Origin of the sequence: Nostoc sp., assembly GCF_036917575.1 — a bacterium.
Taxonomy (GTDB): domain Bacteria; phylum Cyanobacteriota; class Cyanobacteriia; order Cyanobacteriales; family Nostocaceae; genus Nostoc.
This window is the reverse complement of the sequence record NZ_JBALDC010000104.1, coordinates 43185-56700: the sequence shown is the minus strand read 5'-3', so window position 1 is coordinate 56700 and position 13516 is coordinate 43185. Positions and strand designations below refer to the sequence as shown.

The following is a 13516-nucleotide window of genomic DNA, read 5'->3' as shown; positions in this document are numbered from 1 at the left end:
CCGCTGGACTGCTAAATTGAAAATTTAAATTTGTTGCAGTAAAGGCGTTATACATTACGTCTTTACGGGTAATTTATTTAGCCTACAATCTCAACAATTCTGTCTAAGCTTTTCACACCGATCAAGCGTAAAAATACTGGGAAAATGATTCAATTGCGAAAATTTAAACAACTTGTTGCCTTGGTACTGCTTGGCTTAATAACCAGTTGGGTTGTAAGTTGCAGCACAGGTAATGTTAATACAAGTACAAAACAAGCTACTTCAGGAGCGGGAACTGTTGAGTTTTGGACAATGCAACTCCAACCTCAATTTACCGACTACTTCAAAAGCCTAATTGCAAATTTTGAATCACAAAATCCCGGTATAAAAATTAACTGGGTTGATGTACCTTGGGCAGCAATGGAGAACAAAATATTAACAGCTGTCTCCGCAAAAACGCCACCTGATGTAGTTAACTTAAATCCGGGTTTTGCTTCCCAACTTGCCGGACGAAATGCCTGGTTAGATTTAGATGCAAAAGTCCCAAATGATGTACGTTCCTCCTATCTGCCGAATATCTGGAAAGCAAGCACGCTTAATGGCAAGAGTTTTGGGATTCCCTGGTATCTCACCACACGGCTAACCATTTATAACACTGATTTATTAAAACAGGCAGGTATCAACAAAGTCCCTGCAACCTACGCAGAATTGACACAAGCAGCGCAACAAATTAAAGACAAGACAGGGAAATATGCCTTTTTTGTAACTTTCGTACCGCAAGATTCTGGTGAAGTGTTGGAATCTTTCGTGCAAATGGGAGTCACTCTTATAGATGCTGAAGGTAAAGCAGCGTTTAATTCAGCACAAGGGAAAGCCGCGTTTCAATATTGGGTAGACTTGTATAAAAAAGGTTTGCTTCCTAAAGAAGTTTTGACTCAAGGACATCGCCACGCGATCGATTTATACCAATCTGGAGAGACGGCGTTTCTCGCTTCTGGGCCAGAGTTCCTGAAAACGATCGCTAATAATGCCCCAAAAATCGCTCAAGCTTCTGAAATAGCACCTCAACTTACTGGTGACACAGGTAAGAAAAACGTTGCGGTAATGAACATAGTTATTCCCCGCGATAGCAAACAACCAGACGGCGCTGTGAAATTTGCTTTATTTGTCACCAATGACGAAAATCAGTTGGCCTTTGCCAAAGCTGCAAATGTTCTACCTTCTACAGTCAAAGCATTATCTGATAGTTACTTTAAAGATGTTCCAGCTAATGCTTCAACAATAGAAAAAGCGCGAGTTATGAGCGCTCAAGAACTGCTAAAGGCTGAAATATTAACCCCTACCTTAAAAGATTTCAACAAACTGCAAAAGGCTGTTTACGAAAACTTGCAAGCAGCAATGTTAGGCGAGAAGACTGTAGATAAAGCTGTAGAGGATGCGGCGCAAGAGTGGAATCAAAGGTAAATTTGGGGACTGGGGACTGGGGACTGGGGATTGGGGACTGGGGACTGGGGACTGGGGACTGGGGACTGGGGACTGGGGACTGGGGACTGGGGACTGGGGACTGGGGACTGGGGACTGGGGACTGGGGAAGAAATTTAATGCTCTATTCTCTATTTGTAAAAAATCGCCTACTAAATAAAGGGAACCACACAAAACGATTAAATCTTCTGTGGTAGCGGTTAAAGTTGCGGCTGCTAATGCTGTGAATAAATCTGGATGGATTTGGCGATCGCTTAATTCGGGACAGAGGCTATAAGCTAGATTTGATAAGTAATCTAAATCAGCAGAAGTTCTACCGGGCCAAGGTTCTACTGGTATTGGTACTAGATAAAGGCGATCGCCTGGCCGCAGTAAGGCGGTAAAAATATCAGTATGATCCTTATCGGCAAACATTCCTATAACCCAATTTACGGGTTTTGGATTAACTGCGTCTAAGCTATCAACATATTGGCGGAGAACTTGGGCGGCGGCGGTATTATGAGCGCCATCAAGTAATAATTTATGGTTTTTCCAAGTAGTCCATTGCATCCGCCCCGGCCATTTAGTTTTAGCCATGCCGTTGATTATGGCTTCTTCTGAAATCTGCCAACCCTGTTGTTGAAGAATTTCTAAAGCTGCTATTGCCAAAGCGGAATTAGTTAACTGAATCTGTCCCGCTAATGGCAAAGGGTATTTAATTAACTTTGAATTTTGAATATTTTGATATTCTGCCCATCCTGTAGCGATTTGACGGGCGGGTTGAGGTGTAAAAATCGGGCATTGTAATTCTAAGGCACGCGATCGCACCACTTTGTCTGCCTCTGGTGGTAATGGCCCAACCACAACGGGACATCCAGATTTTAAAATACCTGCTTTTTCTCTAGCAATGTCAGCAAGGGTAGGGCCAAGTTGCTGCCAATGTTCCCGGCTAATAGAAGTGACAATCGTAACCAGAGGTTCTAAACAGACATTAGTAGCATCTAAGCGCCCTCCTAGTCCGACTTCTACCACAGCCACATCAACTTTTTGCTGGGCAAAATATAACCAAGCGGCAGCCGTAATTACTTCAAACTGAGTTGGCGATTCCTCATCAGGACGAATAGCCGCTTGAACTTTTTCTAATAATTGACTCAATTCTTCTGAGGAAATTGGCTGTTCATTCAGACAAATACGTTCTGTCCAATCAACTAAATGGGGGGAAGTGTAACGTCCTGTACGATAACCAGCCTCAGTGAGTACTGAGGAAAGATAGGCACAGACTGAACCTTTGCCATTAGTGCCAGCAACATGAATTACCGGAACTTGGTGATGAGGATTGCCAAGATTTGCCAATAAATTGACAATGCGATCAAGTCCCAGATGGACGCCAAAGCGTTGCAGTGGTTGTATTACAGAATCGATATCCAAGAAATGGGAGTAGGGAGTGGGGGAGTAGGGAATAGGGGAGCAGAGGAAGTAGGGCAAAGAAGAACTATTGCCCAATGCCCATACCCCATTAATCTATATGAATAAAACCGACTGTTCCCGTAAATAAAAACAGTCGGTTAAACAATGATGATATTGAGCCTAATTTAGGCTTCCCGATCAAAAAAGCCTTGAAATTGTCTTAAAGCCGCAGCGCCAATATTAAACACTGCCCAACTAGCGGCAATGACTACTGGTGCTAAAACGATTGCTATACGGAAATCGATATCCATATCTAGAACCTCTCTTTTAATTAGAAATTAAAGTTTTGTCAACTGCTCTCATTTTTATTTTTAGCCGAAGTGGGCAACTTTTCCAACTAGATATGTAAAGAATGTTTAAATTATGGGGTATTGGGTATTGGGCATTTCCCCCCTGCTCCTCTGCTCCTCTGCTCCTCTGCTTCCCCATCTCCCTACTCCCTAAGCCTTGCTAAAACCAATATCAGTACCTTTACCAGCATGAACTAAAGCTAACTTTTGGTAACGTTTGGCGTGTTCAATCAGTTCTGCGGCTTCAACGTCTGTTACTTGGCGTAACACTTTACCAGGAATACCGACAACTAGAGAAAAAGGCGGTACATTTTTAGTTACCACTGCGCCAGCACCAATAATGCTACCAGTACCCACTCGTACTCCATCTAAAATCACTGCGCCAATGCCAATCAAACTTCCACGCTCAATGTAAGCAGAATGTATTACAGCGCGATGCCCTACGGTAACATGATCTTCTAAAATTGTTGGAAAACCAGCATCACCATGTAAAATTGCACCATCCTGAATATTTGTGCATTCGCCAATTTCAATTTGTTCTACATCTGCCCTAACCACTGCTCCATACCAAATGCTCACTCCTGCTGCTATATTTACCGAACCGATAACAATAGCATTGTCCGCAATGAAGGCAGCTTGAGAAAAATCAGGAGATGTCCAGTAAGAAGCGGTAGACACGATAGAATATGAATATGGTACCCAGGAACACTGGAGAAACTCCAACCTTTGAGGCTGGTTGCACAACCAGGATATCACAGCGTCAAGCCTCTACGCTGAGGAAAACACTAGTGAACAATGTTCCTGCTGCAACACCGTGTCTATGCAGCAGTGAGCAAGTAACCCAAAGTGGTTGAGCCGAAGTGTATAATCCAACCCACCAGTGCTGGTGAAGACAAAACTATGTTTGTACGCACTTCATGATGAATCCAGGTTTGCAGTACCCGATGTTTGGGCCGGAAATACAGTGTCCCCATTGTCGCCAGACTATTCCGGCGCTGACACTAACAGATACCTATTTGTGTTCTCGTCATGGCGCGTTTGAAGCTAATCCTAAAAATGGAGAGTTAATCCATTTGCAATCGGGGCGTCATTGGCAAAGGTGGAATAATGAATGGTATAGACAACATACTCATCCTGATGGTATTCGCTTTGAAATTCACGAAGCATTAGATAAGCTCTATACCCAAGGCTTTCGAGCAACACGAGTGATTATTGCTCGACGCTATCAGGAATTAATGAGTGGCTATTTAGAACGCAGCACGCCTTGGCGTTCTGGACAACCAGAAGCTGCTGCTGCGCGTTTGTACGGTTTACCCGTGGAGTTTAGCCCCGATACCTCAGATGATGCCTGTTGGGAAGTAATTAATTTTGACTTGGAAAAAGAGCCTGGTGTCCCTGTACGCTACCCTTATTTCAGGTTATTTGAATAATCGTCATTAGTCATTGGTCATTGGTCGTTTGACAAATGACCAATGACAACTGACAAAGGACAAATTATGCACCACGCTTCTATTCGGACTGCGAATATTCATCGAGCGATCGCTTTCTACGAACATTTAGGGTTTACAATCTCAGAACGCTTTACCACAGGCTACACCCTAGCTTGCTGGATGGAAGGATTGGGCGGCAGAATTGAACTGATCCAAATTCCCGAACCAAAACCAGCCTCAGATGCGTTTGCTGACGAACATTATGTGGGCTACTATCATCTCTCGTTCGATTTAACTGAGATTACACCAGATTTACCTAACTGGTTGACAAGTTTGCAAGAACGTGTATTACTGGCTGCTGAGAGTCAAACCGAAGGATTAGAACCGTTGAAGGTACTTTTAGAACCGACGCAACAGCAAATAGGCGATCGCATTTACGAAGTGGCTTTCATCGCTGATACCGATGGCTTACCTCTGGAATTCATTCGGGTTTTAGCAAAACTCCCATAATTTAGCTTTCTTATTACCTTTGTTGCTAATATATTGTTTTTCTGTATTGTTACTGAAGTAACAGATTTTTTTACCAGATTAAACTATGAAGACTCTCCCAAATAATTATGTAATTTAATTTACAGATATATCTGCTAAATACATGTATGGATTTTCCAAATTTTATAAATATCCTTTGCCGTTATTACTTTTAAGTTTATGGTTAGTAGCTGTTTTTTTGTTGAGCGATCGACCTGCTCATAGTCAACATCCAGTTATATTTACTAATAAAGAAAAATATCAGTCAACCTTGCTAGCAAAAAGAATAATGCCCTCGACACTGACAGAAAATGTCCACAAAACAGTGCTGGAGAATGGTCTAACAGTTTTGACAAAAGAAGTGCATACTGCGCCAGTGGTGACGGTGCAGGTGTGGTACAAGGTTGGCTCACGCAACGAAGAACCGGGTGTGAATGGCATTGCCCACCAGTTAGAACACATGATGTTTAAAGGCACTCGAAATCGTCCAATTCAATTTGGACGTTTATTTAGTGCTTTAGGTAGTGATTCCAATGCTTTCACCAGCTACGATCAAACTGCATATTACAGTACTGTGGAACGAAACAAGTTGAAAGCGCTCTTAGTGCTGGAAGCTGACAGAATGCAAAATTCCCAGATTCTACCAGAACAATTAGCGAGTGAAAAGCGGGTAGTAATTTCCGAGTTGCAAGGTTACGAAAATAGTCCAGAATATCGCCTCAACCGTGCCGTTATGCAAGCGGTGTTTCCCAATCATGCTTATGGGTTGCCTGTAGGTGGCACAAAAGCTGATGTCGGGAAATTTGAAGTTGAGCAGGTAGAAAAATATTACCGCAATTTTTACAGTCCCAATAATGCTGTCTTAGTGATTGTTGGAGATTTTCAAACTGCAAACACTCTCGAAACGATTAAAGAGGTATTTGGCAAATTAGCGAGGCAGGAGGCAGAGGGCATGAGGCAGGGGGCAGGAGTTATTTCTCCATCACTCATAACTCAGCACGGGCTAAACGCCCCGCTTTTGCTAACATCACTCAGCACTCCCATAGTATTGCGAGAACCGGGAGCAGGGCGGCTGTTACAAGTTGTGTATCCGCTACCAGATGCAAATCAACCGGATGTGCCGGCGCTGGATGTGATGGATTACATCTTGACAGAAGGACGTAATTCTAGACTGTATCAGGCATTGGTGGAATCAGGTTTAGCTAGTGAAGTTACAGCATCCGTCACCAGTTTGCGAGAATCTGGTTGGTATGAGGTGTTAGTAACGGCTGGTTCTAAACAAGATTTGAAAAAAATTGACTCAATGTTGACTAGTGCGATCGCCAATGTAGCAGAAAAAGGCGTGACTTCTGAGGAAGTAGAACAAGCCAAAATTCAATTAACAGCAGATGTAATTTTGAGTAACCGTGATATCACTTCTCAAGCAATGCGATTGGGTACTGATGAGACAACTGTTGGTGATTATAGCTACACAGACCGTTATTTGGCTGCTGTCCGTCTGGTGGAGTCGGCTGATGTCGTTGCTGTGATTAACAAATACCTGACAAAAGAAACGCGGACAGTTGGCTTTTTTGAACCAACCCAGAAGCAGATAAAAGAAGTTGCTGACAAACCAGACTTAGCCCAAACTACAGAAAATTTTTCTCCTGGCGCACCCGTGCTTTTTTCTGAGGTGATGAAATATTTACCGCCTGTGGATTTGGCTACAGATGCGATTGCCCAAATTTTACCTGATGAATTTAAATTTACTAACGGACTGCGGATATTATTGTTACCCGATCGCAGTACTCCCACTGTTACCTTGAGCGGTTATATTCAAGCTGGGACGGAATTCGAGCCAGAGAACAAAGCTGGATTAGCTGCTTTTGTGGCAGAGAATTTGCTCAATGGCACTAATAGCAAGGATGTCTTTACTATTGCTAAAGTTTTAGGAGAACGTGGGGCAAGTCTGGACTTTCAAACCTACCGCGAAGGTGTGCATATCGAAGGTGATAGTTTAGCAGAGGATTTGCCGATACTTTTAGAGATATTGGCAGATGTTGTAAAAAATAGTAACTTTCCAGTCAAAGAGTTGGAATTGCATCGCCAACAAACTTTAACCGAACTACAACTGGAATTAGATGAGCCATCAGAAGTAGCCAGAAGAGTATTTATTCAGTCAATTTATCCGAAAAAACATCCCTTACATACTTTTCCCACAGAGGAGAGTTTACAGCAGATTCAGCACCAGGATGTGATTGATTTCAAAGCAAAACATTATCGTCCAGATACAACAGTGCTAGCGCTGGTGGGAGATTTTGATCTAGACAAAGTGCGATCGCTGATTAAAAATAAGTTTGGAGACTGGGAAGTTAAGGGAAAAGCACCCACATTAAAATATCCCCCAGTGGCAATGCCGAAGAAAATCGTCACTGTCAACCCAGTTTTACCAGATAAAGCCCAAGCTGTAACTTATATAGGTTACACAAGTATTAACCGTTACGATCCTCGATTTTATGCAGCTTTAGTATTGAACCAGATTTTGGGAGGCGATACCTTATCTAGTAGACTAGGTGCAGAAGTGCGCGATCGCCAAGGTTTGAGCTATGGAATTTATAGCTCCTTCCAAGTCGGGAAGAATGTAGGGACATTTTTGATTGAGATGCAGACAAGTCCTGAAGATAGCAGTAAAGCGATCGCTAGTACCCGCCAAATACTACAGCAAATCCATCAACAAGGTGTCACCGCACTGGAGGTAGAAACAGCTAAACGCACTCTCATCAGCAATTACAACGTTTCCCTGGCAAACCCAGAGGAATTAACAGATAGAATTCTGATGAATGAGGTATACGGACTAGATAAACTAGAATTGCACTCCTTCACCGAGCAAATCCAGAAAGTCACCCTTACCCAAGTTAATCAAGCGGCTCGTGAGTTACTCCACTCAGATCAAATTGTGGTGGTTACTGCTGGGCCATCTGTGTTAGCAGAAAAAAGCATTAGGTAGAGATGGGCACTGTAACATGGATAATATAAAGAATGGGTAAAGTGGTTTTTTCCGCTATCTATAAATTGTTTCTGATCACTATTGCCTTTTGAAAACTAGTGATGAAAATTTATCACTAGTTTTACAAAATTGTAATTAAACCTGTTGCTTTCTCTACTTTTGCTTAGGTATAAATATTACGGCATAGCTACGTGATATTAGCGCTTATCATAGCTCGAAATTTCATTGCTACTCCAGCGATCGCGGCAAATTTGTCTAGCTATTTGCTCAAGTAACCAGCTACAGAAATTACAGTTAGCTTGGGTAATTCAGCTAACTAAAATCCCTGATTTTAGACGAAACTGTACTAACTCCCAGAGTGTATCGTGAATAACTTAGGGCGTTTTTGATTCAAGCCCAACATATTAGGAGTATGCAAATATGTTATTCTATATACATTAGCGCCCAAAATAAAGAATCTCTATCAAAGATTAAAATAATTTAAATTATAGATATTATTTCTCAATTAATCTAGAGAAAGCATTGATACTTCAGCATCAGAGTCACCAGTAATTATTAATTTGCCATGAACATTTTCAGTAACTTACTTTCTCAAACAACTCAGCCTGCACCTGCGAAAAAGCAGCGCCGAGGAATTGAAATTAAATCGCCGCGTGAAATTGAAATCATGCGGAAAGCATCGGCAATTGTGGCAACTGTCCTAAAAGAAATTTCCGAGCTAGTAAAGCCGGGAATGACAACAGCTGATTTGGATGCTTATGCAGAAAAGCGTATCCGCGAAATGGGTGCGACACCTAGCTTTAAAGGATATCACGGTTTTCCAGGTTCTATCTGTTCCAGCATTAACAATGAAGCAGTACATGGGATTCCTAGCCCCAAGAAAGTGATTCGCGTTGGGGATGTATTAAAAGTAGACACAGGTGCTTATTACCAAGGCTTTCATGGTGATTCTTGCATTTCAATTGCTGTCGGTGAAGTGACGCAAGAAGCTGCTAAATTAATTCGCGTAGCAGAAGAAGCTTTATATAAAGGCATTGAGCAAGTAAAGGCTGGTGTATACTTACTTGACTTAGCTGGAGCAATTGAAGATCATGTGAAATTTAACGGCTTTAGTATAGTCGAAGAATTCACTGGACACGGTGTCGGTCGTAACCTGCATGAAGAACCTTCGGTATTTAACTATCGTACTCGTGAGATGCCAAATGTTAAACTCCGGGCGGGGATGACACTAGCAATTGAGCCAATTTTAAATGCGGGTTCCAGACATACACGAACATTATCTGACCGTTGGACAGCAGTCACTATGGATAATTCCTTGTCGGCTCAGTTTGAGCATACAGTTTTAGTAACGGAGACTGGTTATGAGATTTTAACTGACCGTTCTAAAGTGTAATTGATAGTTGTAATTATCTGTTGTTAAAGAGGTGAAGCGTCGAAATAGGGCGATTTATCTCTTTATTTTTTTAACCCACATTCCACAGGTTAATTTGATTCAGTTTAAAAATCCCACAGAAAGACAAAATTACCTATTCACTAACCTATGAATGAAGTTGATTTAGCATTTACCCCAGCACTAGAGTTGGCGCAATTGATTCGTCGCCAGGAAATATCACCGCTAGAGTTGGTAGAAATATATTTAGAACGGATTGGGCAATTAAATCCCCAATTAGGAAGTTATTTTACGGTAACGGCAGAATTAGCGATCGCAGATGCCAAAGCCAAAACAGAATTATTGACAACTACCTCAGAACTACCGCCATTTTTTGGCGTGCCGATTTCCATAAAAGACCTCAATGCAGTAGCAGGTGTTACTTGTACTTATGGAAATCCGGCATTACTGAACAATATTCCTAACTATGATGATGGCGTTGTAACCCGGATTAAGCAAGCTGGATTTACTATTCTTGGTAAAACAGCCACTTCTGAATTAGGTTCATTCCCATACAGCGAACCTGCGGGTTTTCCCCCAGCCAGAAATCCGTGGAATTTAGAATATACCCCTGGCGGTTCCAGTGGTGGCGCGGCGGCGGCGGTAGCGGCGGGATTGTGTGCGATCGCTCAAGGTTCTGATGGCGGTGGTTCGATTCGGGGGCCTGCGGCTTGTTGTGGTTTGGTAGGAATTAAACCATCAAGGGGCAGAGTGAGTAAAGCACCCGTAGGCGAACGTCTGGCTGGAATTGCCGTCAACGGGCCAATCGCCCGGACTGTGGCTGATGCTGCTGCCCTTTTGGATGCTATATCTGGGTATACAACAGGCGATCCTTACTGGTTGCCAGATCCCGAACCATCATTTCTCGCCGCCACTCAGACAAAACTTGGTGCTTTGCGAATTGCCTTTGACACTAGCATTTCTCCTTTGGGAGAAGCTGACGCGAACTGTCAGCAAGGTGTCCGCCAAACAGTTCAGTTGTTAGAACAACTCGGTCATCACGTTGAACAAAAATCCCCAGATTTTAGTGGTTTAGTTGAACCATTTCAAATCGTTTGGCAAGCTGGGGTAGCTGCATCAGGACTTCCTGTTGAAGCTTTACAACCATTAAATCGCTGGCTATTTGCACGCACAGGTTCTGTTGCCCAATACTTACAAGCAGTTTCTAAAATGCAGGTAGTAGCACGTCAGATCGTGGCGTTTTTCGATACCGTGGATGTGCTGGTATTGCCAGTTTATCTACATTCACCCATCCGCGTTGGGGAATGGGCTTCGCTGAGTCAAGAAGAGACATTCCAAAATATTATTAGGTGGGTTGCCCCTTGTCCACCTGCGAATGCAACTGGACAACCTGCGATCGCAATTCCTGTAGGCTTTGATAGTAAGGGTTTACCCATGAGCGTGCAGCTAATTGGTAAACCTGCGGCTGAAGCTACAATTATCAGCCTAGCAGCACAATTAGAAGCGGCTAAACCTTGGATCGATCGTCGTCCAGCTTGGGCAATATCGAGCTAATTATGCAGGCATCTCTGGAACAACTTTCGCAAATTATCGTGTTTGCGAGTTTAGAAACAGCAGAGAAGATCGGTTTGCAACCTGACACTCAGGTACAAGGCTATCGCAAAGGGGAGATTATTCTTCATGAAAGCGATCGCTTACCAGCAAAACTCTACGCTGTTGTTAGTGGATCGATTCAAGTTACTAAAACAGCAACATCGGGAAAAGAAACAATTCTCCGCGCCTTAGCTGCTGGGGAAATTTTTGCGGCTCCAGCTTTGTTGGGAAATGGAATTTCTCCGGCAACTGTCACTGCTGAATCTGATTGTGAAATTCTCACTGTCAAGCGAGATACTTTATTAAAAGCTATTGGTCAAAATCCTGAAATTGCCTTACAAATGTTGATGGTTTTTAACAGTCGAATTCAGCAATTACATGAAACAGTCCACGGATTAGTTTCTGAAAGAGCTATTGTTCGCCTTGCCAGATTAATACAATATTTTGCTGCCGAATCTGGAACTGAATCTACTTCCCAAGGCGAATGTTTAAAAGTCAAATTATCTTATTATCGCATGGCTCGAAGTAGTGGCATTACTTACGAAGAATGTGTGCGATTAATTAAAAGTCTCAAGTCGGTAATTGCTTATCGTCGTGGTGGGACGATTATCATACTTGATGTTGATAAATTAGATGCGATCGCTTCTGGAGATATATAGCCGTAGTCACATAGGTTAGGACATTTGAAAAGAGTGAAAGCTAGGAATAGTAATAGTTTTACCTCCTGCCTTCTGCCTCCTGCCTCCTGCCTCCTGCTATAGATTAGTAGGGGCACACAGCTGTGCGCCCTTACACGCAAAGGACAGCAATTTAGATTGCGACTTTATCTTGTTCGCGTGCAGCAACAACTAAAACTAGACATAAAGCTGCGATCGCTTTTTGCCATTCTTGCCGAACTTGCACATCTTCGACACCTTCAAATATCCCTACCAAGCGGGGAATAGAAGCTTCTAAAGCCAGAGGAGGTACTGGACGATGTAAGTCAACTAAATGAGTTAAACTTTCTTGATTATGAAGGAAACCAATTACCCATGTTGTTGTGTGATCGGGACTATCAGGAACCTGCTTGACTCCCAACTCATTTTTTAGCCAGTTATAAAAAGGTGGTAATTCCTTAGCTAAAACTCCTCCTGCTGTCGGCAAGGTTTTTTTAAGTAAATTGGTATCTAAGCTGTTTAATTCTTGTAGCAATTCAGGTAAAGTGAGAACTTCAGTTAAAGGTTGTGAAAGTATTTCTTGCAACTGAGTTTCAGATAGATTTAAATGTTGAGCAAAAGTTAAAAGTAGCGATCGCATTTTTTCAGACTCCATAAATAACTAATTATTCCTACGACTTTCTCAGAGAATGTGAGCAAAAATGTTAGGTTTTCTTCAGCTTTTAAAGCATCACGTGCATTAGCAAACATCAAAACAAAAACACCAGATTAAAGTAGTTTTGGATTATGAACCTTAAACAAAGGCTGATAATCTTCTCAGGTTGAAAGTTTGCCCACAGAAATAATTTATCTGTAGCTATTTGTCCACTAAGAGCGAGATATTTTTTATCCGTTGCTGCTAAGACTTTGTGTACGGTAGCTGTTTGGAAATTAAGGATAGTATTGGTCATGTCTGCGACCCTCTGAACTTGTCTTATCCTCAATTTCTCAAGAATTTATGATATTGTCTCTGAGATAGCTCATAGAAGCAGTATTAGTTTGCTTTCCACTCGTGGTCAAGGATAGCGTAAAGAAAGTTGTCATACCATCTGCCTTTGATTAACTCTTTTTCCCGCAGATGACCTTCACGACGCATACCAATTTTTTCTAATACCTTTACAGAAGCAACATTCTCTGAAACACACCAAGACCAGATGCGATGCATTCCCAGTTCTTCAAAACCAAACTTTAAAATGGCTTGTGCTGCTTCTGTTGCATAACCTTGTCCCCAATATTGAGTATTTAGTTCATAGCCAATATTTGCTTCTTGCATTTTCAGATCATTTACACGGATGCCACAATTACCAATCAGTTGATTTTCTTCTTTGAGGATAATAGCTAACTGAAACTTTGTTCTTGGTTGCTCTTTTTGCTGATTGATAAACATTTTGATGAACTCGCAAACATCCTTCTGTGTGGGGTGTGTCCAGTAGTTGTAACGCAAGTACAAAGGATTTGATTGATAAGCAAAAACCGCTTGCCAGTCTGTCTCTACAAAGTCACGCATTAGCAAGCGGTGTGTTTCTAATATCATGTCTTTTTTTTATAGGCAACTTCTACCACATCTACGTTAGCCAGTGGAATCATTGGCGTTGCCGAATTTAGATATAAAAATGATTTTGCGTGATTTCAATATGTTTGTAAAGACGTTAAATTGCAACGTCTTTACACCCAGATTTATATATTTAATTAGCAAC

At 42.1% G+C, this 13516-nt stretch carries 12 protein-coding genes and 1 pseudogene; 7 read left to right on the top strand and 6 right to left on the bottom strand.

The annotated features are described in order from the left end of the window. Positions 1-144: 144 nt before the first annotated feature. Positions 145-1443, top strand: coding sequence for an ABC transporter substrate-binding protein (locus tag V7K79_RS29280; RefSeq protein ID WP_335052985.1), 1299 nt, complete (start codon positions 145-147; stop codon positions 1441-1443). Between the two features lie 153 nt (positions 1444-1596). Here the strand turns inward: V7K79_RS29280 and V7K79_RS29275 are convergent. The 3 genes and pseudogenes from V7K79_RS29275 to V7K79_RS29265 all read right to left on the bottom strand — a co-directional run. Then, positions 1597-2868: pseudogene (locus V7K79_RS29275) on the bottom strand (bifunctional folylpolyglutamate synthase/dihydrofolate synthase); the annotation flags it as partial. A gap of 164 nt (positions 2869-3032) precedes the next feature. Then, on the bottom strand, positions 3033-3158 hold the full coding sequence (locus tag V7K79_RS29270; RefSeq protein WP_322671746.1) for a photosystem II protein Y: 126 nt from the start codon (positions 3156-3158) through the stop codon (positions 3033-3035). A 189-nt stretch (positions 3159-3347) separates the two neighbouring features. Next, positions 3348-3875: a gamma carbonic anhydrase family protein gene (locus tag V7K79_RS29265; protein ID WP_335052982.1), complete on the bottom strand. Its 528-nt coding sequence runs from the start codon at positions 3873-3875 to the stop codon at positions 3348-3350. Positions 3876-4117: 242 nt separating this feature from the next. Between V7K79_RS29265 and V7K79_RS29260 the strand changes: the two genes are divergently transcribed. From V7K79_RS29260 to V7K79_RS29235, 6 genes are all read left to right on the top strand, one after another. Continuing rightward, entirely contained in the window at positions 4118-4627 is a 510-nt protein-coding gene (locus V7K79_RS29260) for a TIGR02652 family protein (RefSeq protein WP_442938986.1), read from the top strand. Between the two features lie 66 nt (positions 4628-4693). Further along, the gene (locus tag V7K79_RS29255; protein ID WP_335053135.1) at positions 4694-5137 is read left to right on the top strand and encodes a VOC family protein; all 444 of its coding nucleotides are present in this window, start codon (positions 4694-4696) and stop codon (positions 5135-5137) included. Positions 5138-5279: 142 nt separating this feature from the next. Beyond that, positions 5280-8141 (top strand): M16 family metallopeptidase, encoded by a 2862-nt coding sequence (locus V7K79_RS29250; RefSeq protein ID WP_335052978.1) that lies wholly within the window; start codon positions 5280-5282, stop codon positions 8139-8141. A 565-nt stretch (positions 8142-8706) separates the two neighbouring features. Next, positions 8707-9534, top strand: a complete 828-nt coding sequence (gene map, locus V7K79_RS29245) for a type I methionyl aminopeptidase (protein WP_335052976.1) — start codon at positions 8707-8709, stop codon at positions 9532-9534. 147 nt (positions 9535-9681) lie between these two features. Next, entirely contained in the window at positions 9682-11085 is a 1404-nt protein-coding gene (locus tag V7K79_RS29240; RefSeq protein WP_335052974.1) for an amidase, read from the top strand. Between the two features lie 2 nt (positions 11086-11087). Continuing rightward, positions 11088-11783: a Crp/Fnr family transcriptional regulator gene (locus V7K79_RS29235; protein ID WP_335052972.1), complete on the top strand. Its 696-nt coding sequence runs from the start codon at positions 11088-11090 to the stop codon at positions 11781-11783. Between the two features lie 151 nt (positions 11784-11934). Here the strand turns inward: V7K79_RS29235 and V7K79_RS29230 are convergent, their stop codons facing one another. The 3 genes from V7K79_RS29230 to V7K79_RS29220 all read right to left on the bottom strand — a co-directional run bounded on the left by V7K79_RS29230 (position 11935) and on the right by V7K79_RS29220 (position 13353). Then, positions 11935-12420, bottom strand: a complete 486-nt coding sequence (locus V7K79_RS29230; RefSeq protein ID WP_335053133.1) for a hypothetical protein — start codon at positions 12418-12420, stop codon at positions 11935-11937. Positions 12421-12529: 109 nt separating this feature from the next. Then, positions 12530-12730, bottom strand: coding sequence for a hypothetical protein (locus tag V7K79_RS29225; RefSeq protein ID WP_335052970.1), 201 nt, complete (start codon positions 12728-12730; stop codon positions 12530-12532). 83 nt (positions 12731-12813) lie between these two features. Then, a complete protein-coding gene (locus V7K79_RS29220; protein ID WP_335052968.1) occupies positions 12814-13353 on the bottom strand; it encodes a GNAT family N-acetyltransferase in 540 nt (179 codons plus the stop codon). Positions 13354-13516 lie beyond the last annotated feature (163 nt).

What these genes read in the sequence shown, in the direction of transcription:
- V7K79_RS29230 (WP_335053133.1), bottom strand. Translation starts at nt 12,420, where the DNA reads ATGCGATCGCTACTTTTAACTTTTGCTCAACATTTAAATCTATCTGAA.
- V7K79_RS29240 (WP_335052974.1), top strand. Translation starts at nt 9,682, where the DNA reads ATGAATGAAGTTGATTTAGCATTTACCCCAGCACTAGAGTTGGCGCAA.
- V7K79_RS29225 (WP_335052970.1), bottom strand. Translation starts at nt 12,730, where the DNA reads ATGACCAATACTATCCTTAATTTCCAAACAGCTACCGTACACAAAGTC.
- V7K79_RS29280 (WP_335052985.1), top strand. Translation starts at nt 145, where the DNA reads ATGATTCAATTGCGAAAATTTAAACAACTTGTTGCCTTGGTACTGCTT.
- V7K79_RS29260 (WP_442938986.1), top strand. Translation starts at nt 4,118, where the DNA reads ATGAATCCAGGTTTGCAGTACCCGATGTTTGGGCCGGAAATACAGTGT.
- V7K79_RS29255 (WP_335053135.1), top strand. Translation starts at nt 4,694, where the DNA reads ATGCACCACGCTTCTATTCGGACTGCGAATATTCATCGAGCGATCGCT.
- V7K79_RS29270 (WP_322671746.1), bottom strand. Translation starts at nt 3,158, where the DNA reads ATGGATATCGATTTCCGTATAGCAATCGTTTTAGCACCAGTAGTCATT.
- V7K79_RS29220 (WP_335052968.1), bottom strand. Translation starts at nt 13,353, where the DNA reads ATGATATTAGAAACACACCGCTTGCTAATGCGTGACTTTGTAGAGACA.
- V7K79_RS29250 (WP_335052978.1), top strand. Translation starts at nt 5,280, where the DNA reads ATGTATGGATTTTCCAAATTTTATAAATATCCTTTGCCGTTATTACTT.
- map (WP_335052976.1), top strand. Translation starts at nt 8,707, where the DNA reads ATGAACATTTTCAGTAACTTACTTTCTCAAACAACTCAGCCTGCACCT.
- V7K79_RS29235 (WP_335052972.1), top strand. Translation starts at nt 11,088, where the DNA reads ATGCAGGCATCTCTGGAACAACTTTCGCAAATTATCGTGTTTGCGAGT.